General features: G+C 68.5%; 17 protein-coding genes. 8 read left to right on the top strand and 9 right to left on the bottom strand.

The genetic code is table 11. From position 1 onward, the window contains the following. Window positions 1–97: 97 nt before the first annotated feature. Together rpmF and U4012_RS11000 are read right to left on the bottom strand one after the other, a co-directional pair. A complete protein-coding gene (gene rpmF, locus U4012_RS11005; protein WP_006051932.1) occupies window positions 98–277 on the bottom strand; it encodes a 50S ribosomal protein L32 in 180 nt (59 codons plus the stop codon). Window positions 278–375: 98 nt separating this feature from the next. After that, entirely contained in the window at window positions 376–1,011 is a 636-nt protein-coding gene (locus U4012_RS11000; RefSeq protein ID WP_044844777.1) for a YceD family protein, read from the bottom strand. Between the two features lie 265 nt (window positions 1,012–1,276). Between U4012_RS11000 and U4012_RS10995 the strand changes: the two genes are divergently transcribed. Together U4012_RS10995 and U4012_RS10990 are read left to right on the top strand one after the other, a co-directional pair. Next, on the top strand, window positions 1,277–1,909 hold the full coding sequence (locus U4012_RS10995) for a Maf-like protein (protein WP_124487459.1): 633 nt from the start codon (window positions 1,277–1,279) through the stop codon (window positions 1,907–1,909). Next, window positions 1,906–2,628 carry an SAM-dependent methyltransferase gene (locus U4012_RS10990; RefSeq protein WP_257767826.1) on the top strand — a complete coding sequence of 241 codons (723 nt, stop codon included), beginning with the start codon at window positions 1,906–1,908 and terminating at the stop codon, window positions 2,626–2,628. Before U4012_RS10995 ends, U4012_RS10990 begins: the two co-directional genes overlap by 4 nt. 63 nt (window positions 2,629–2,691) lie before the next feature. Here U4012_RS10990 and U4012_RS10985 read toward each other — a convergent pair whose 3' ends face one another. Genes U4012_RS10985 through U4012_RS10970 form a run of 4 tightly spaced genes read right to left on the bottom strand, consistent with a single transcriptional unit; the run spans window position 2,692 to window position 5,773 of the window. Further along, entirely contained in the window at window positions 2,692–3,684 is a 993-nt protein-coding gene (locus tag U4012_RS10985; RefSeq protein WP_044844780.1) for a S49 family peptidase, read from the bottom strand. A 12-nt stretch (window positions 3,685–3,696) separates the two neighbouring features. Next, window positions 3,697–4,107, bottom strand: coding sequence for a Rieske (2Fe-2S) protein (locus tag U4012_RS10980; RefSeq protein WP_321798405.1), 411 nt, complete (start codon window positions 4,105–4,107; stop codon window positions 3,697–3,699). After that, window positions 4,104–4,763 carry an HAD-IA family hydrolase gene (locus U4012_RS10975; protein ID WP_321798403.1) on the bottom strand — a complete coding sequence of 220 codons (660 nt, stop codon included), beginning with the start codon at window positions 4,761–4,763 and terminating at the stop codon, window positions 4,104–4,106. Before U4012_RS10975 ends, U4012_RS10980 begins: the two co-directional genes overlap by 4 nt. A gap of 5 nt (window positions 4,764–4,768) precedes the next feature. Next, window positions 4,769–5,773, bottom strand: coding sequence for an RluA family pseudouridine synthase (locus tag U4012_RS10970; RefSeq protein ID WP_321798401.1), 1,005 nt, complete (start codon window positions 5,771–5,773; stop codon window positions 4,769–4,771). Between the two features lie 724 nt (window positions 5,774–6,497). Here U4012_RS10970 and U4012_RS10965 point away from each other — a divergent pair. The 6 genes from U4012_RS10965 (at window position 6,498) to U4012_RS10940 (ending at window position 13,766) form a co-directional block, all read left to right on the top strand. Beyond that, complete coding sequence (locus U4012_RS10965) at window positions 6,498–9,686, top strand: Rne/Rng family ribonuclease (RefSeq protein WP_321798399.1); 3,189 nt, start codon at window positions 6,498–6,500, stop codon at window positions 9,684–9,686. A gap of 131 nt (window positions 9,687–9,817) precedes the next feature. Next, a complete protein-coding gene (gene moaA, locus U4012_RS10960) occupies window positions 9,818–10,930 on the top strand; it encodes a GTP 3',8-cyclase MoaA (protein WP_321798396.1) in 1,113 nt (370 codons plus the stop codon). A gap of 28 nt (window positions 10,931–10,958) precedes the next feature. Next, on the top strand, window positions 10,959–11,576 hold the full coding sequence (gene mobA / locus U4012_RS10955; protein WP_321798394.1) for a molybdenum cofactor guanylyltransferase MobA: 618 nt from the start codon (window positions 10,959–10,961) through the stop codon (window positions 11,574–11,576). 105 nt (window positions 11,577–11,681) lie between these two features. Beyond that, on the top strand, window positions 11,682–12,971 hold the full coding sequence (gene glp, locus U4012_RS10950) for a gephyrin-like molybdotransferase Glp (RefSeq protein ID WP_321798392.1): 1,290 nt from the start codon (window positions 11,682–11,684) through the stop codon (window positions 12,969–12,971). 37 nt (window positions 12,972–13,008) lie between these two features. Beyond that, window positions 13,009–13,284, top strand: a complete 276-nt coding sequence (locus U4012_RS10945) for a hypothetical protein (RefSeq protein WP_006476519.1) — start codon at window positions 13,009–13,011, stop codon at window positions 13,282–13,284. After that, window positions 13,281–13,766: a GNAT family N-acetyltransferase gene (locus U4012_RS10940; protein WP_321798390.1), complete on the top strand. Its 486-nt coding sequence runs from the start codon at window positions 13,281–13,283 to the stop codon at window positions 13,764–13,766. Before U4012_RS10945 ends, U4012_RS10940 begins: the two co-directional genes overlap by 4 nt. A gap of 102 nt (window positions 13,767–13,868) precedes the next feature. Here the strand turns inward: U4012_RS10940 and U4012_RS10935 are convergent, their stop codons facing one another. The 3 genes from U4012_RS10935 to U4012_RS10925 all read right to left on the bottom strand — a co-directional run bounded on the left by U4012_RS10935 (window position 13,869) and on the right by U4012_RS10925 (window position 17,845). Continuing rightward, window positions 13,869–15,347, bottom strand: a complete 1,479-nt coding sequence (locus U4012_RS10935) for a DNA recombination protein RmuC (RefSeq protein WP_044844789.1) — start codon at window positions 15,345–15,347, stop codon at window positions 13,869–13,871. Next, window positions 15,344–16,333: a 2-hydroxyacid dehydrogenase gene (locus U4012_RS10930; protein ID WP_044844856.1), complete on the bottom strand. Its 990-nt coding sequence runs from the start codon at window positions 16,331–16,333 to the stop codon at window positions 15,344–15,346. The genes U4012_RS10935 and U4012_RS10930 overlap by 4 nt, the downstream gene beginning before the upstream one ends. Before the next feature lie 81 nt (window positions 16,334–16,414). After that, window positions 16,415–17,845, bottom strand: a complete 1,431-nt coding sequence (locus tag U4012_RS10925; RefSeq protein WP_044844790.1) for a sodium:proton antiporter — start codon at window positions 17,843–17,845, stop codon at window positions 16,415–16,417. Window positions 17,846–17,887: the final 42 nt, after the last annotated feature.

Raw genomic sequence — 17,887 nt, 5'->3', positions numbered from 1 at the left:
GCAGTTGAATGCCGCCTTTTTGTTGCGCCAGGAAAGTGTCAAGCGAACCAGTTGTCACGCGAACGGCGATCGTAGCGCGCAACGCGTGACTTGACGCTTAGTCGTTCTTCGTCTTGACGACTTTCTTGCCGCGATAGTAGCCGTTCGGGCTGACGTGGTGACGCAGGTGCACTTCACCCGTGCTCGGCTCGACTGCCAGCGGCGCTGCCGTCAGGAAATCGTGCGAACGATGCATGCCGCGCTTCGACGGCGACTTCTTGTTTTGCTGGACTGCCATGACTAACTCCTAAATAATTTTCCGGATTCTAACACAGCCCGATCCGGCGCTTAACTACCCTGGCCCAAAGCCCTTACGCCTTCCCGCGCCACAACTGCTTAGTGTTTCTTGCTGCCGTCCCCGTCCTTCTTCAGCGCTTCCAGCGCTGCGAACGGATTCGGCCGTTTGCCTTCGTCCTCGTCTTCGGCGGACTCGTCGTCCGCGTCTTCCGAAGGACCGCTCGCACCCGACACGAGGCTTTCGTGAACTGCCGGGCAAACCTCGTGCTTGGGCACGAGCGGCAACGAAAGCAGCAATTCCTCTTCGATCAAGTCGACGAGATCGAACTGGCGTGAGCCCACGATCACATCGGCTTCATCGTCGTCGAGCGGAAATTCTTCAGCTTCTTCTTCGGTCGCAACGACCCGGTACGTCATGTCGACGTCGAACGTCTGGTCGTACGGGGTCATGCAGCGCTGACACGTGAGCCACGCATGGCCGTGCACCGCGAGGCGCAGATACGGCTGCTGCCCATCGGCGCCGTCGTCCTGCAACTCCTTCTGGGTGAACCCTTCGGCCTGCCACGTGAAGACCGTGTCGCGATCGGGCGCGTCCGCCGGCACTTCGTTCAGCATGCGCGGCAGTTGCGACAGGCGCACGGCACCCGCTGCCTGCCGCCCGCTGCGGGCGAATTCGAACAGGTCGACCGCGTGCGGATCAAGCGCTGCCGCAGGCTTGCCAGAAGAAGTGTTCATGTTGCGCTCCTGCCTACAGGCTGACTTGCGGGATCCGGCTTGCTGGCGCTGCTCACCTGGCGCCGCACACGTGCGCGATCTACGCCGCGTACGCCTCGCACGATTACGTACTTTACTTCCGAAGACCCGGCAGGCGCCACCACTGCGGAAAGCCTGCCGACGAAAAGCGGGAAAGCATACCTGTTTTACCTTTTGCGGTCAATCACTTATGCTTGCGCCCTTGCAACACCGCGCCACACCCGACGACTCACCGACCCAACCGACCATGCCGGATACCGTTTGCCGCCCGCCGCGGCTGATTCTCGCCTCCAGTTCTCGCTACCGCCGCGCGCTCCTCGAGCGCCTCGGCCTGCCGTTCGACGTCGTGTCGCCCGACCTCGACGAAACTCCGCTCGCGGGCGAAGCGCCGGCCGCGACCGCGCTGCGCCTCGCCGGTGCGAAGGCGCGCGCGGTCGCCGCGACGATCGACGCACCGGACGGCGTGCTCGTGATCGGGTCGGACCAGGTCGCGACGTTCGACGGCCACCAGATCGGCAAGCCCGGCACGCACGAGCGCGCGCTCGCGCAGCTGCTGTCGATGCAGGGCCGCGACGTCGAATTCCACAGCGCGCTCAGCCTGTACGACAGCCGCACCGGCGAAACGCAGAGCGAGGACGTCGTCACGCACGTGCGCTTTCGCTCGCTGCCCGAGGCCGAACTCGATGCGTACCTGCGCGCGGAAACGCCGTACGACGTCGCCGGCAGCGCGAAGTCCGAAGGGCTCGGCATCGCGCTGCTGGATGCCATCGACTCCGACGACCCGACGGCGCTCGTCGGCCTGCCGCTGATCGCGCTCACGCGGATGCTGCGCGCCGTCGGTTATCCGCTGTTCGCCGCACCCCAAGGAGACCGCGCATGACCGCCGGCACGCTCTATCTCGTCCCGAACACGCTCGGCGAGGGCGACGCATCGATGCTCGCCGCCGTGCTGCCCGCCGCCGTGCAGGCGCGCGCCGGCACACTCGGCTATTACATCGGCGAAAACGCGAAAACGACCCGCGCGTTCCTGAAGAAGATCGGCACGACGCGGCCGATCCAGGAAATCGAGATCAGCGAACTGAACGTCAATACGCCGGCCGGCGCCATCGACCGGCTGCTCGCGCCCATACTGGCCGGCGCGGACGCCGGCCTCGTGTCGGAGGCCGGCTGCCCGGCCGTCGCCGATCCGGGCGCGCTGCTGGTGCGCCGCGCGCACGAGCGCGGCGTGAAGGTCGTGCCGCTCGTCGGGCCGAGTTCGATCCTGCTCGCGTTGATGGCGTCGGGCCTGAACGGCCAGAGTTTCGCGTTCAACGGCTACCTGCCGGTCGATGCGGCCGCGCGTGCGAAGCGCTTGCGCGAACTTGAGCAACTGTCACGCAAGGCGCGCCAGACGCAGATCTTCATCGAGACGCCGTACCGGAACCAGGCGATGCTGGATACGCTGATCGCGACCTGCGCGCCGTCGACGCAGATCTGCGTCGCGGCCGACCTGACCCTCGAGACCGAGACGATCGCCAGCCGCTCCGTGGCGGACTGGAAAAAGACGCCTGCGCCGAATCTGCAGAAGCGCCCCGCCATCTTCCTGCTGCTCGCGAACTGAAGCCGGCGGCCGCGCGACCCGGGGCGCCCTGCCCCGTTCGCCGCGGCGCCGGCTGGCCGCCGCTCAGCGCAGGCTGAACGACGTGCCGCCCGCGGTGAGCGCCTTCATCGCGGCACCGCCGACCGCCGCGCCGAACTTGCGCGCGACGCGGTTCGTCAGGCTTTCCTTCACCGTATAGTCGACGAGATCCGGCGCCTTCAGCACGTCGCGCGCGACCGTGTCGGTCGTGCCGTAGCCGTCGGCGAGCCCGAGCTCGACGCTCTTTTCGCCGGTCCAGAACAAGCCCGAGAACATGTCGGGCGTTTCGTGCAGCCGCTTGCCGCGGCCGTCCTTCACGGCCTTGATGAACTGCGCATGGACCTGGTCGAGCAGCGCCTGCGCGTGGGCATCCATCTTCGGCGTCTCGGGCGAGAACGGGTCGTAGAAGCCCTTGTTTTCGCCCGACGTATGCAGGCGGCGATCGACGCCGAGCTTGCCCATCAGGCCCGTGAAGCCGAACCCGTCCATCAGCACGCCGATCGAGCCGACGATGCTCGCCTTGTCGACGAAGATCTTGTCGGCGGCGGACGCAATGTAATAACCGCCCGATGCGCACATGTCGGTCACGACGACGTACAACGGCTTGTCCGGATACTTCTTGCGCAGCCGGCGGATCTCGTCGTAGACCATCCCGGCCTGCACCGGGCTGCCGCCCGGGCTGTTGATCCGCAGCACGACGCCGGCCGTGCCGCTGTCGTCGAAAGCAGTATCCAGCGCCGTGTTGATGTCGTCGGCGTTCGCGTTGGTGCCCGCCGCGATCTCGCCGTCGATCGTCACGAGCGCCGTGTGGCGCCCGCTCGCCGAGAATTTCGAGTCGCTCGAGAAATCGATCAGCGCGAACGCGAGCAGCACGAACACGCCGAGGAACGCGAAGCGGAAGAAGATCTTCCAGCGCCGCGCGGCGCGCTGTTCCTTGACGGCCGCAAGCGCGATCCGCTCGAGCGCCGCGCGCTCCCAGTTCGGTTCGCGGCTGTCGGGACGGGACGAGGAATCAGGAAGGTTCGGTTGGTCGGCCATGCAGTGGTGTCGTCAGTCGGTCGTGGCGGGAGGGGGTGGAGCGGCGGGACCCAGGTCAGCATCCGGTACCCAGAATACCGCACGCCCGTCCGGCGTGTCGCGCTCGTCGACCTCGACCGGCCGCAGGCGGCCGCCACGGCACGGGCCGCCGACGCACTTGCCGGTATCCGGCGCGTAGATCGCGCCGTGCGTCGCGCACATCAGGTACAGGCCCGACGACTCGAAGAACTGCCCTTCGGCCCAGTCGAGCTCCATCGGCACGTGCGCACAGCGGTTCAGGTAGCCGTATGCACGGCCTTCGTAGCGCACGAAGAACACGACCGCCTGCTCGCCGCGCAGCGTCGCATCGACGCGCACGCCGGCACCGCCGTCGGCCAGCGCGTCCGATGCGCACACGCGCACGGCATCCGGCGCCGCGCTCATGCGTGCTCCCGCAGCCACGCGGCCAGTGCGCCGACGTCCGGCGCGACGAAGCGCGGTGTCAGCGCGGCCAGCGCATCGGCCGTGTGCGCGCCGTACGCGACGCCGATGCCGGCCGCCCCCGCACTCGCGGCCATCTGCAGGTCGTGCGTGGTGTCGCCGATCATCACGGTACGCGCGAGATCCTGCCCCAATTCACGGGTCAGTTCGTGCAGCATTGCCGGATGCGGCTTCGAGAACGTTTCGTCGGCGCAGCGCGTCGCATCGAACAGGCTCGTGAGCTTCGACTGGTCGAGCACGCGGTTCAGCCCGACCCTGCCCTTGCCGGTCGCGACCGCGAGCAGGTAGCCGGTATCGCGCAATTCCGCGAGCAGTTCGCGCACGCCGGCGAACAGCTCAATGCGCTGATCGTCCAGCAGGTAGTGATAGCGGTAGCGTTCGGCCAGCCGCGGATAGTCGGACGGATCGAGGGTCGGAGCAGTAATCTGCAGTGCATCGCGCAGGCCGAGGCCGATGACGTAGCGGGACGCCTCGTCCGACGGCGCGGGCAGGCCGAGATCACGGCAGGCGGCCTGGATGCTGTGCGCGATGTGCGCAGTCGAATCCATCAGCGTGCCGTCCCAGTCGAAGACGATCAGATCAAATTGCTGTCGGGCCATGCGAGTCAGGCGGTATCGCGCAGAGCGCTGAGTTGATCGAGGAAGCGCCGGCATTCGTCCGGCAGCGGCGCATCGAACTGCAACGCCTCGCCGGTCAGCGGATGCGCGAGCTTGAGCCGGTGCGCATGCAGGAACATCCGCTTGAGCGACGGTTGCGCGTTCGCGCGCGCCAGCGCCTTGTTCAGTGCGAAATCGCCATACTTGGCGTCGCCGGCGATCGGCAGGCCGAGATGCGCGAGGTGCACCCGGATCTGATGGGTCCGACCTGTTTTGAGTTCCGCTTCAACCAGCGCGTAGTCCGGCCAGCGCTCGATCAGGTTGAACACCGTGTGCGACGGCAGGCCATCGTCCTGCACGCGCACGCGCCGCTCCCCTTCCGGGGTCGAATACTTGAACAGCGGGGCCTTCACCACGCGACGGCGGCCCCAGTCGGGCTGCCATTCGCCGTGTCCGCACGCGAAGTAGCGCTTGTCCATCCGGTTCTCGCGGATCTGCTCGTGCAGGCCGACGAGCGCCGTGCGCTTCTTCGCGAGCATCAGGATCCCGGAGGTCTCGCGGTCGAGCCGGTGCACGAGTTCGAGGAATTTCGCGCGCGGGCGGGCCTGGCGCATCTGCTCGATCACGCCGAACGCGACGCCGCTGCCGCCGTGCACGGCGACGCCGGCCGGCTTGTTGATGACGAGCAGCGCGTCGTCTTCGTACAGCACCTCGAACTGCGCGGGAGGCACGATCGGCGTGTCGGCACGCGCGAGGTCGGCCGCCGCCACCCGCACGGGCGGCACGCGGACGAGGTCGCCGAACGCGAGACGGTACTGGGCGTCGACCCGACCCTTGTTCACGCGGACTTCGCCGCTGCGCAGGATCCGGTAAATATGGCTTTTGGGCACGCCTTTACAGACGCGCAACAGGAAGTTGTCGATCCGCTGACCGGCCGAGTTTTCGTCGATCTGGATCATCGATACCTGGCCGCTTGCGACTGAATTCTGGGATATTTTGCCTAACTCATTCATACTGAATATAATTTTGCCCAGCCTGACGTTGAGGGTGGCCTGACAGGCCGGTCCCGACGGAATCGGGCAAGGCGCAAGCGCAAACCGTTATTTTACTTGCGCCGGGGGTCTGCTGCTCGCCCCTAATCAAAGAGATGCAGCAAGTTGCACGCACGGCGCCGGCCGTCGGCAAGGATCGCGCCCACAGGCGGATTCGGTCGACCAGGCGCCGCGGTAACGGAAAGTTGGTTGAAAAGAATTTGATCGGCAGCCCGACGGCGCGAGGTGCGTCCGCAGGCTGCCGGTTGCGAAAATTACGGCGTTGCGCCCGATTTGGCCCCGCGAAGCGTGCGGGGCTTGGCGACGTCAAACCAGGGAAGTACACCCCAGGCGGGAAAGTCGGGCTGGATTCGATACTCCCCGCTGCGGCCCAAGCCGCAGCATCTGCCGCCCGTCGGCGCGCGCGACGCATTGCGCGTGCCCCGTGGCAGTGCCCCGGTCTCAGGCTTAGCGCGCTTTCGCAGCGTGCGGTGTGTGGACGCCGTGCTTTGAAGCCGTGTTCGCAGGTGCCCTATGGCCGCCGGCCCCGTCTTTCGGGCCCAAGCGCCTCTTCAGGCAATTCTCCCCGCCATCCTTCCCGCTCCAGCGTGCTTGTGACAACACAACAAGGCGCGGCCTGCCGTCGTTCCCGCCCTCGCGACTGACAACCGCGAGGCGCCGGCAGCAGAGCCGCCTGGAGTCGTTCATGAAACGCATGCTGTTCAATGCGACGCAGCAGGAGGAGCTGCGCGTCGCCATCGTCGATGGGCAAAAGCTCATCGACATCGACATCGAGACAGCCGGGCGCGAACAGCGCAAAGGCAATATCTACAAAGGTGTCATCACGCGCATCGAGCCGTCGCTCGAAGCGTGCTTCGTCAACTACGGCGAAGACCGCCACGGCTTCCTGCCGTTCAAGGAAGTCGCCCGCCAGTACTTCAAGGAAGGCATCGACATGCGCTCCGCGCGCATCCAGGATGCCCTGCGCGAAGGTCAGGAGCTGATCGTCCAGGTCGAGAAGGAAGAGCGCGGCAACAAGGGCGCCGCCCTCACGACCTTCATCTCGCTCGCCGGCCGCTACCTCGTGCTGATGCCGAACAATCCGCGCGGCGGCGGCGTGTCGCGCCGGATCGAAGGCGACGAGCGTCAGGAACTGCGCGAAACCATGGCGCAGCTGCAGATTCCGGACGGCATGAGCATGATCGCCCGCACTGCGGGCATCGGCCGCAGCGCCGAGGAACTGCAGTGGGACCTGAACTACCTGCTGCAGCTGTGGCGCGCGATCGAAGCGGCGTCGCAAAGCGGCAATGCCGGCCAGCCGATGCTGATCTATCTGGAATCGAGCCTCGTGATCCGCGCGATCCGGGACTATTTCCAGCCCGATATCGGCGAAATCCTGATCGACACGACCGAGATCTACGATCAGGCCCGTGCGTTCATGGACATCGTGATGCCGGACAACGTGTCGAAGGTGAAGCGCTACCACGACGACGTGCCGCTCTTCTCCCGCTTCCAGATCGAGCACCAGATCGAGACCGCGTACTCGCGCACGGTGCCGCTGCCGTCGGGAGGCGCGATCGTGATCGACCACACCGAGGCGCTCGTCGCGATCGACGTGAACTCGGCGCGTGCGACCAAGGGCGCGGACATCGAGGAAACGGCGACCCGCACGAACCTCGAAGCGGCCGATGAAGTGGCCCGCCAGCTGCGCCTGCGCGACCTCGGCGGCCTGATCGTGATCGACTTCATCGACATGGAGTCGGCGAAGAGCCAGCGCGAAGTCGAGCAACGCCTGAAGGACGCGCTCAAGCACGACCGTGCGCGCGTGCAGATGGGCAAGATCTCCCGCTTCGGCCTGATGGAACTGTCGCGCCAGCGCCTGCGTCCGGCCCTGTCGGAAGGCAGCCACGTGACGTGCCCGCGCTGTAACGGCACGGGCCACATCCGCGATACCGAATCGTCCGCGCTGCAAGTCCTGCGGATCATTCAGGAAGAAGCGATGAAGGAAAACACCGCGGCGATCCATTGCCAGGTGCCGGTCGAGGTGACCGCCTTCCTGCTCAACGAAAAGCGTCAGGAAATCAACAAGATCGAGTCGCGCTTCAAGGTCGGCATCGTGCTGATCCCGAACAAGCACCTCGATACGCCGCACTACAAGCTCGAGCGCCTGCGCCATGACGACGCGCGCCTCGACGATCCGCGCGCGTCCTGGAAGATGGCCGAGGAAGCCGCCCGCGAACTGGAGTCGGAAACCGGCTACAGCAAGCGCGCGGCCGACGTGAAGCCGAAGCAGGAAGCGGCGGTCAAGGGCATCACGCCCGAGCGTCCGGCGCCGAGCCCGGCACCGCAGCGCCCGGTCGAGCCGGTTGCGGCACCCGCACCGGTCGCCGCGGCGAGCGGCGGCTTCATCGGCTGGCTGAAGGGTCTGTTCGGCATGTCGCCGGCTCCGGCGCCCGCGCCGGTCGCACCGGCACCGGCCAAGGAACAGGCTGCCCGTCCGGCCCGCGAGCGGACCGAGAAGACCGAGCAGCGCGGCGGCGATCGCAACCGCAATCGTCGTGGCGGCGCCCAGCAGGCTCAGGGTGGTCGCGACCAGGCAGCGGCAGGCCGTGGCCAGTCGCAACGCCAGGAGCGCGAAGGCAAGGAAGCGCGCGAGCCGCGTGAACCGCGCGAGGGTCGCGAACCGCGTGAAGGCCGTGAAGGTCGTGAAGGTCGTGAAGGTCGTGAAGGTCGTGAAGGTCGTGAAGGTCGTGAAGGTCGTGAGGGCCGCGAAGGTCGCGAGGGCCGTGGCCCGCGCGAAGGCCGCGAACCGCGCGAGCCGCGTGAAAGCCGTGAGCCGCGCGAACCGCGCGAGAACCGCGAACCGCGCGAGCGCACCGAGCAGCCGGAAGCCGTCGAGGCAGCCGGCCGCGGCGAGCGCCAGGAACGCGGCGAACGTCGCGAGCGCGGTGAGCGCCGCAAGCCGACGCAACACGCGGCTACGCTCGAGACCGTCACCCGTGGCGAGAACCATCCGGAAGCGGAAGCCGACCAGGCCGCAGCCGTCGCCCTGCCGGGCGCCGATGTCGCAGCCGACGCGGAAGCCGGCGCACGTGACGGCGAGGAACGTCGTCGCCGCCGCCGCGGTCGCCGCGGCGGTCGTCGCGAGCGCGAGGACGAAGGCGCAGTCGTCGACCACGCCGAGCAAGGCGCGGACGGCGAAGCCGTGCAAGCTGTGACGACGGAAGCCCCGCGCGCGGTCGAGCCGGCCCATACGGCCGCACCGGTCGCCGTGGCAGCGGTCGCCTCAGCGGGCGCCGTGGTAGCCGAGGCCGCAGTCGAACAGCGCGCCGAAGCGGTCGAGCCGGCCGCGGTCGAGCCGCAACCGGCACCGGTTCGCGTCGAAGCGACGCCGGTCGCGCCGATCGAGCCCGCCCCGGTCGCACCGGTCGCCGAATCGGTACCGGTCGCGCCGGCCGCTGCTCCGGAAGCCGGCCCGGCACCGGTCGCGGTGTCGCCGACCGATGCGTTCGAAGTGCCGGCTGTCGTCGAAGCGCCGCAGTCCGCGCCCGTCGAGCAAGCCGCACCGGCACCGGTCGCCGCGGTTGAAGTCGCTCCGGCACCGGTCGCGCCGGCAGCCGTCGAACCGGCTCAGGTCGAACCGGCCCCGGTCGAAGCCGTTGCCGCGCCCGCGCCGGCGCCGGTTGAACCGGCCGCTGCGCCCGCTTCGGCGAGCCTCGACGTCGTGCTGGAACAAGCCGGCCTCGTGTGGGTGAACACGGATGCCGACAAGTTCCGCGCTGCCCAGGAAGCCGCGTCGCGCCTGCCGCGTCCGGCCCGCGTGCCGCGCGAGCGCAAGGCGCTGCCGCCGGTCGATACGACCCCGATGCAGCAGGTCGAGACGTCGCACCATTAAGCGGCGCATCGCCCGACCAGGAAAAGCCCGCCTCCGGCGGGCTTTTTCATGTCCGCGCTGCGGGTTTCCGCCCACCGGCCCGGCCGGCCGCTTGCGGCTAAAATAGAAGACTGGCTCGCGCTTCTTTCAACATGTCCCGACGCATCATTCCCCTCGCCGACGTCAGCGGGATGCCGGATATCTCCGGCGTCGCGCATACCCCTGACGGCGCCCTGGCCGACACGTTCGCCAGGCCGCTGCGCGACCTGCGCATCTCGGTGACGGATCGCTGCAACTTCCGTTGCGTGTACTGCATGCCGCGGGACGTGTTCGACAAGGACTACCCGTTCCTGCCGCACAGCGCCCTGCTCACGCACGAAGAGATCGAGCGCGTGGCACGGCTGTTCGTCGCACACGGCGTCGAAAAGATCCGGATCACCGGCGGCGAGCCGCTGCTGCGCAAGAACCTCGAATTCCTGATCGAGCGCCTCGCGCGCCTGACGACCCACGACGGCCGCCCGCTCGACCTGACGCTGACCACCAACGGCTCACTGCTCGCGCGCAAGGCGCGCGCGCTGAAGGATGCCGGCCTCACACGCGTGACGGTCAGCCTCGACGCGCTCGACGACACGCTGTTCAAGCGCATGAACGATGCCGACTTCGCGAGCGCCGACGTGCTCGACGGCATCTTCGCCGCGCAGGCCGCGGGCCTCGCGCCGGTCAAAGTCAACATGGTCGTGAAGCGCGGCACCAACGACGGCGAGATCCTGCCGATGGCCGAGCGCTTCCGCGGCACCGGCGTGATCCTGCGCTTCATCGAATACATGGACGTCGGCACGTCGAACGGCTGGAACATGACCGAAGTGTTGCCGTCCGCGGACGTCGTCGCACGGATCGCCGAGCAGTTCCCGCTCGTGCCGCTCGAGCCGCACACGGCGGCGGAAACCGCGCAGCGCTGGGGCTACGCGGACGGCAGCGGCGAAATCGGCGTGATCTCGAGCGTGACGCAGGCATTCTGCGGCGACTGCACGCGCGCGCGGCTGTCGACCGAAGGCAAGCTGTACCTGTGCCTGTTCGCGTCGACCGGCCATGACCTGCGCGCACTGGTGCGCGGCGGCGCGAGCGACGCCGAGATCGCGACCGCGATCGCCCGGATCTGGCAGGCCCGCACCGACCGCTACTCGCAGCTGCGCGGCAGCGCGGCCGCCGAGGCCGCGCCCGACGGCGCCGGCAAGCGCGTCGAAATGTCGTACATCGGCGGCTGACGCGCGCCGCCCGCCCCGCTTTCCCGCGATGTCCGCTTCCGCCTCGCCTTCCATCACCGGCCTGCTGCTCGCGGGCGGGCGCGCGACGCGCATGGACGGCGCAGACAAGGGCCTGCAGCTGCTCGACGGTACGCCGCTCGCGCTGCACGTGCTGCGCCGGCTCGCGCCGCAGGTCGACGAGACGCTGATCAGCGCGAATCGCAACGCCGCGCGCTACGCCGAACTCGGTGCGCCGTTCGATGCGCGCATCGTGCCGGACGAAACCCCCGATTTCCCCGGCCCGCTCGCGGGCCTGCTCGCCGGCATGCGCGCGGCGCGCGCACCGCTCGTCGTGTGCTCGCCGTGCGATACGCCCTATTTGCCGGCCGACCTCGTCGCGCGGCTGCACGCGGCGCTCGACGCGCAGCAGGCCGACATCGCGATGGCGGTGACCGTCGACGCGCACCACGCGCGTTCGCCGCAGCCGACCTTCGCGCTGCTGCGCGCGTCGCTCGCCGACGATCTCGCGGCCAGGCTCATGGCCGGCGAGCGCAAGGTGCGTGCGTGGTACGCACGCCACAAGACGGTCGAAGTCGAGTTTCACGACGAGCGTGCGTTTTACAATGCCAATTCCTGGCAGGAACTTGCCGCGCTTGCACGCCGCTGACGGCACCGGCATCCGTTCCCGCCCGCCGCATGCGCCTTCGCGCTTCGGCGCCCTCCGCGCGCCACCGGCCACGAACCCGATACGCCTTGCGGCGCAGTCCGACTGATGATCACGCAATCCTCGCCCGCCTCCCGAACCGCACCCGATTCCGCGGCCCCGCTGTCGCTCGCCGATGCGCAGGCGCTCGCGTGCCGGTTCGCGGTGCCGGTCGACGCGTGCGAAACGGTGCCGCTGCATGACGCCCTCGACCGCGTGCTCGCGGCCGACGTGAATGCGCCGTTCGACATTCCCGCATACGACAACTCGGCGATGGACGGCTACGCATTCGACGGCAGCGCACTCGCGCTGGCAGCGGCCGCCGACATCGCGCTGACGGTCGCCGGCACGGCGCTCGCCGGCCATCCGTTCGATGGGGCCGTGGTGCCCGGCACGTGCATCCGCATCATGACCGGCGCGGCGATGCCGGCCGGATGCGACACGGTCATTCCGCAGGAACGCGTGCGCGTCGACGGCGACGTCATCCGCTTCGCCGCACACGAGGTCGCGCGCGGCGCAAACTGCCGCCGGGCCGGCGAGGATCTCGCGCGCGGCGCCTGCGCGCTTGCCGCCGGCCGCATCCTGTGCCCGTCCGATCTCGGCCTGCTCGCATCGTTCGGATTGCGCGAAGTCACGGTGCGCCGCCGCGTGCGCGTCGCCGTGTTCTCGACCGGCGACGAACTGCGCGAACCCGGCGAGCCGCTCGGCCGCGGCACGCTGTACGACAGCAATCGCGGGATGCTGGTCGCGATGCTCGAAAGGCTGCACATCGACGCACTCGATCTCGGGATCGTCCGCGACGATCCCGCCGCGCTCGAACGCGCATTGCGCGATGCGGTCGCCGCACAGGCCGACGCGGTGATCACGTCCGGCGGCGTGTCGGTCGGCGAAGCCGATTTCACGCGCGACGTGATGGCGCGGCTCGGCGACGTGACCTTCGCGAGCCTCGCGCTGCGGCCCGGCCGGCCGCTCGCGTGCGGCACGCTCGCGCGCACGGGCGACGGCCATGTGCTGTTCTTCGGGTTGCCCGGCAATCCGGTCGCTTCCGCCGTGACGTTCTACGCAATCGTGCGCCCCGCGCTGCTGACGCTGGCGGGCGCGCACACGCCGCCGCCGGCGATGTACACGGCACGCAGCACGCAGGCGCTGAAAAAGCGTCCGGGCCGTACCGAATACCTGCGTGCGATCGCGACGCGCGCCGCCGACGGCCAGTGGGACGTCGCGCCGGCCGGTTCGCAGAGTTCCGCATCGCTGAGCGGCCTTGCGGCCGCCAACTGTTTCATCGTCCTGGGCCACGATTCCGCGGCAGTCGACGCGGGCGCCCCGGTCGACATCCTGCCGCTCGACGGCCTGATCTGAATTCCAATCGGTATATTTCTACGGGGGCAATCCGCACATGAAGAAACAAATCTCGTCGATCGCCGCGGGGCAGACCGCGAAGGCGCTGATCCTCGTCTACCTGACGTTCAGCGTGCCGATCGTGCTGCTCGGCATCCTGGTCGCGTACATCCGTTACGGGATGGTCGAACTGAGCACGATCCTGAGCGCGCTGCTGCTGAACGCGATCCTCGGTTTCGTGCTGCTGTGGATCGCCTGCCACGCGTACAACTGGGTCGCGTCGCGCTTCGGCGGCATCGAGATCGTGCTGTCCGATCCGCCGGAGGAAGCGTGAGCGGCGCACCGCTGATCCGCGCGGCCGAAACGCGCGACGTCGGCGCGATCCTCGCGCTGATGCGCGAGCTGGCCGAGTTCGAGAAGCTCACGCACCTGTTCGTCGCGAGCGACGCCGACCTGGCCGACGCGCTGTTCGGCGAACGCCCCGCCGCCGAAGCGCTGGTGGCCGAGCGCGACGGCGCGATCGTCGCGTATGCGCTGTTCTTCCATAACTACTCGACGTTCCTCGGCCGTCGCGGCCTGTATCTCGAGGATCTGTACGTGCAGCCGTCACAGCGCGGCACGGGCCTCGGCACCGCGATGCTGCAGCACCTCGCGGCACGCGCCGTCGAGCGCCGCTGCGCTCGCTTTGAATGGTCGGTGCTCGACTGGAACCAGCCGGCGATCGACTTCTACGAGAAGATGGGCGCGACCGTGCTGCCGGAGTGGCGCATCGTACGCGTCACCGGCGACGCACTGGACGCGCTCGCCGCACGCTGAACGCGCGCCGGCTACGCCGGTCGCCGTGTCAAAGGAAAACGGGCGCCGCGGCGCCCGTCTTCGTTCCAGCCGGTTTCGGCTGCGTGCATCATGCGGGATGCGTCATGCGTCGTCCGCATCGGCGCCGTCGGCGGCTTCCGCGCCGAGCAGCCCGGCCGCCGTCTCGCCCGGCAACGCCTCGACCTGTTTCAGCTTGCGGTTCATCACGCGGGTGCGCTGCTCGGCGGCCTCGATCGAACGCGTGACCGTCTCGAGCTGCGCCTTCGTGCGTGCGAGCACGTCGCCGAACTTGCCGAATTCGGTCTTCACCGCACCGAGCACCTGCCACACCTCGCTCGAGCGCTGCTCGATCGCGAGCGTGCGAAAGCCCATCTGCAGGCTGTTCAGCAACGCGGTCAGTGTGGTCGGCCCGGCCACCGTCACGCGATAGTCGCGCTGCAGCAGGTCGGTCAGCCCCGGGCGGCGCAGGATCTCCGCATAAAGCCCCTCGGTCGGCAGGAACAGCAGCGCGAAATCGGTCGTATGCGGGGGCGCGACGTACTTCTCGGCGATCGTGCGCGCCTCCATCCGCACGCGCGCCTCGAGCGCACGGGCCGCCTCCTCGACCGCCACCGAATCGGCGCGCTCCTGCGCATCGATCAGCCGCTCGTAGTCCTCACGCGGAAACTTCGCGTCGATCGGCAGCCACACCGGCGGCGCGTCGCGCGTGCCGGCTTCGCGGCCCGGCAGCCGGATCGCGAATTCGACGCGTTCGCTGCTCTTCGGCACCGTCGCGACGTTCTTCGCATACTGGTCGGGCGTGAGCATCTGTTCGAGCAACGCTTCGAGCTGCACCTCGCCCCAGGTGCCGCGCGTCTTCACGTTGGTCAGCACCTTCTTCAGGTCGCCGACGCCGGCCGCGAGCGTCTGCATCTCGCCGAGCCCGCGGTGCACCTGCTCGAGCCGGTCCGACACGAGCTTGAACGATTCGCCGAGCCGCTGCTCCAGCGTCGCATGCAGCTTCTCGTCGACGGTGCGGCGCATCTCCTCGAGCTTCGCCGCGTTGTTCGTCTCGATTTCCTTCAATCGCTGTTCGAGCGTCGCGCGCACTTCGCCAATCCGGCGATCGTTGGCCTCGGTCAGCTGTGTGAGCTGCCGGTTCAGCGTATCGCCGAACAGCCGCAGCGCGACCGTCTGCTCTTCGCGCGCCTGCTGCGCCTGGCGCTGCACGCTCTCGCGCATCGCGTCGAACTGCTGCGCGTTGCCCGCGACCAGCTTGCCGAGCTGTTGCGCGAAACCGTCGATCTGGTTGTTCTGCACGGTCGCGATGCTCGTCAGCTGCGTCGCGAGCGTCTGCTGAAGCTGCGAGAAACTGCCGGCCAGCTCGGTGCGCGAACCGCGCGCGTTCTCGACGATCTCGCCGCGCAGCTCGCGTTCGAGCCGCTCGACCGCAAGCGCCTGCGCGTGCGCGGCGTCCTCGATCTGGTCGCCGAGCACGGCCGCGTCGTCATGGCGGCCGCCGCCGCGCACGATCGCGACGATCGCCACCGCCAGCGCGACGGCCAGCACGACGACCGCCGCCAGCAACAACATCGTCGTCATGCGCGCGGCTTCCCGATCACGTCAGGGTTGATCGGATTCGGCGGCTGCCCCGCGCGCGGCCCTTCGCCCAGCGCGGCGATCAGGTTGTCGGCCGCGAGGTTCGCCATCGCGCGGCGCGTCTTTTCGGTCGCGCTCGCGATATGCGGCGTCAGCACGACGTTCGGCACCTCGAGCAGCGCCGGGTGCACGCTCGGCTCGCCTTCGAACACGTCGAGGCCGGCCGCGGCGATCGTCCCGTCGCGCAGCGCGACGGCCAGCGCCGCATCATCGACGATGCCGCCGCGCGCGATGTTGGTCAGCGTCGCAGTGGGCTTCATCTTCGCGAGCTCGGCCGCGCCGATCGTGTGATGGTTCTCCTTCGTGTACGGCAGCACCAGCACGACGTGATCGGCGCGCGCCAGCAGCGCATCCTTCGACACGTATTCGGCGTTCAGCTCGGCCTCGATCTCGGGCGCGACCCGCGACCGGTTGTGATAGATCACCTGCATCCCGAAGCCGCGCGCGCGGCGTGCGAGCGCCTGGCCGATGCGCCCCATGCCGATGACGCCCAGCGTCGAGCCGTAAATGTCGCCGCCGAGGAAACCGTCGTACGCCCACTTCTGCCAGTGCCCGGCGCGCAGCCAGTGCTCGGATTCGGCGATCCGGCGCGCGGCGGCCATCATCAGCGCCCAGCCGAAATCCGCGGTCGACTCGTTCAGCACGTCGGGCGTGTTGGTGCCGAGCACGTTCGCCGCGTTGAACGCGGCCATGTCGAAGTTGTTGTAGCCGACCGCCATGTTCGACACGACGCGCAGGCGCGGCGCCGCCGCGAGCGCCGCCGCGCCGACCGGGTCGCCCGCCGTCAGCGCGCCGTCCTTGTCCGCGAGACGCGCGGCGAGCGCATCGGGGGCGAGCGCGTCGCCGTTGTTCCAGTCGACTTCGAAATACTGCTCGAGCCGTTCGATCACGTCCGGAAAGATCGGACGTGCGACCAGGATCTTCTGCATCGCCATCTCCGCATGCCGCGGCCGGAACGCGGCGCATCGTGCGCCGCCGGAACCGTCCGCGCTTGGTTGAAAATCGTCAGCCTACGCCGGGAAGAAGATCCACGACGTCAGCAGGAATACGGGTACCAGGATCACGAGCGCCCAGCCGAGATACGCGAAGAAGCTCGGCATCTTCACGCCGCGCGATTCCGCGATCGCCTTCACCATGAAGTTCGGCGCGTTGCCGATGTAGCTGTTCGCGCCCATGAACACGGCCCCCGCGGAGATCGCGGCGAGCGTCGTCGCGCCCGCCGTCATCAGCGCTTGCGCGTCGCCGCCCGCGAGGTTGAAGAACACGAGGTAGGTCGGCGCGTTGTCGAGGAACGACGACAACAGGCCGGTGGCCCAGAAGTACATCGCATCGATCGGCTTGCCGTCCGACCCCGTCACGAGATGGACGATCTGCGCGAACGCACCGTCCGCCCCCGCGCGCAGGATCACGATCACCGGCGCGATCGTCACGAAGATCCCCGCGAACAGCTTCGCGACCTCCTCGATCGGCGCCCAGTTGAACGCGTTGCCTTCGCGCGCGGAGCGCGGCGTCAGCGCGAGCGACGCGAGTGCCACGACAACCAGCGCGACGTCGCGCACGAGATTCTGCAGCGCGACGTGCGTGCCCCACACGTCGAACGCGATGCCCGGCTTCCAGATGCCGCTCATCAGCACGAGGCCGATCACGGCCGCGAGCAGCACGAAGTTGACCTTGCCGTCGATCGACAGCGCGCCATCGTCGGGTGTCGGGTCGAGCACGACCGGCCGCTCCTCGCCGCCCTTCCGGTAGAAGTACGTATCGAGCACGAAGAACAGCGTCAGCAGCACCGCGCAGATGAACAGCATCGGCAGCGCGAGATGCGTGGTCGTCCAGAAGAAGCTCACGCCGTTCAGGAAGCCGAGGAACAGCGGCGGATCGCCGAGCGGCGACAGCGAGCCGCCCGCGTTCGCGACGAGGAAGATGAAGAAGATCACGACGTGCACGACGTGCTTGCGATTGTCGTTCGCGCGCAGCAGCGGCCGGATCAGCAGCATCGCGGCGCCCGTCGTGCCCATCACGCTCGCGAGCAGCGTACCGAGCGCGAGGATCGCGGTGTTCAGCTTCGGCGTGCCGTGCAGATTGCCGTTGACGCAAATGCCGCCGGCGACCGTATACAGCGCGGTCAGCAGCACGATGAACGGGATGTACTCCTCGAGCAGCGCGTGCACCAGCGTTCCGAACGCCGTGCCCGCGCCGAACGCGACCGCGAACGGGACCAGAAACGCGATCGCCCACGCCGCGGCGATCTTGCCGAAGTGGTGATGCCAGAACACCGGCGCGACGAGCGGGAACACCGCGATGGACAGCAGGACCCCGGCGAACGGAATGCCCCAGAGTGCGGACAGCGTGGCACCGTCGAGCGTGGCGGCCGATGCGAGCGCGGGAACGGCGCCAAGCGCGGCTCCCGACGCCATGCCCGCCCAGGCGGCATGTCGTTTCATGCAGAACTTCCTTGTGCGAGTGAGTCGAGTGAGGATCGATCG

Source organism: Burkholderia sp. BCC1988, assembly GCF_905339895.1.
Classification (GTDB): domain Bacteria; phylum Pseudomonadota; class Gammaproteobacteria; order Burkholderiales; family Burkholderiaceae; genus Burkholderia.
The sequence above is the reverse complement of the archived record's forward strand: the minus strand, read 5'-3'. Positions and strand labels throughout refer to the sequence as shown.

Excerpts from the sequence above, each read along its gene's own strand:
- rpmF (WP_006051932.1), bottom strand. The coding sequence starts at position 277 with ATGGCAGTCCAGCAAAACAAGAAGTCGCCGTCGAAGCGCGGCATGCAT.
- U4012_RS11000 (WP_044844777.1), bottom strand. The coding sequence starts at position 1,011 with ATGAACACTTCTTCTGGCAAGCCTGCGGCAGCGCTTGATCCGCACGCG.
- U4012_RS10995 (WP_124487459.1), top strand. The coding sequence starts at position 1,277 with ATGCCGGATACCGTTTGCCGCCCGCCGCGGCTGATTCTCGCCTCCAGT.
- U4012_RS10990 (WP_257767826.1), top strand. The coding sequence starts at position 1,906 with ATGACCGCCGGCACGCTCTATCTCGTCCCGAACACGCTCGGCGAGGGC.
- U4012_RS10985 (WP_044844780.1), bottom strand. The coding sequence starts at position 3,684 with ATGGCCGACCAACCGAACCTTCCTGATTCCTCGTCCCGTCCCGACAGC.
- U4012_RS10980 (WP_321798405.1), bottom strand. The coding sequence starts at position 4,107 with ATGAGCGCGGCGCCGGATGCCGTGCGCGTGTGCGCATCGGACGCGCTG.
- U4012_RS10975 (WP_321798403.1), bottom strand. The coding sequence starts at position 4,763 with ATGGCCCGACAGCAATTTGATCTGATCGTCTTCGACTGGGACGGCACG.
- U4012_RS10970 (WP_321798401.1), bottom strand. The coding sequence starts at position 5,773 with ATGAATGAGTTAGGCAAAATATCCCAGAATTCAGTCGCAAGCGGCCAG.
- U4012_RS10965 (WP_321798399.1), top strand. The coding sequence starts at position 6,498 with ATGAAACGCATGCTGTTCAATGCGACGCAGCAGGAGGAGCTGCGCGTC.
- moaA (WP_321798396.1), top strand. The coding sequence starts at position 9,818 with ATGTCCCGACGCATCATTCCCCTCGCCGACGTCAGCGGGATGCCGGAT.
- mobA (WP_321798394.1), top strand. The coding sequence starts at position 10,959 with ATGTCCGCTTCCGCCTCGCCTTCCATCACCGGCCTGCTGCTCGCGGGC.
- glp (WP_321798392.1), top strand. The coding sequence starts at position 11,682 with ATGATCACGCAATCCTCGCCCGCCTCCCGAACCGCACCCGATTCCGCG.
- U4012_RS10945 (WP_006476519.1), top strand. The coding sequence starts at position 13,009 with ATGAAGAAACAAATCTCGTCGATCGCCGCGGGGCAGACCGCGAAGGCG.
- U4012_RS10935 (WP_044844789.1), bottom strand. The coding sequence starts at position 15,347 with ATGACGACGATGTTGTTGCTGGCGGCGGTCGTCGTGCTGGCCGTCGCG.
- U4012_RS10930 (WP_044844856.1), bottom strand. The coding sequence starts at position 16,333 with ATGCAGAAGATCCTGGTCGCACGTCCGATCTTTCCGGACGTGATCGAA.
- U4012_RS10925 (WP_044844790.1), bottom strand. The coding sequence starts at position 17,845 with ATGAAACGACATGCCGCCTGGGCGGGCATGGCGTCGGGAGCCGCGCTT.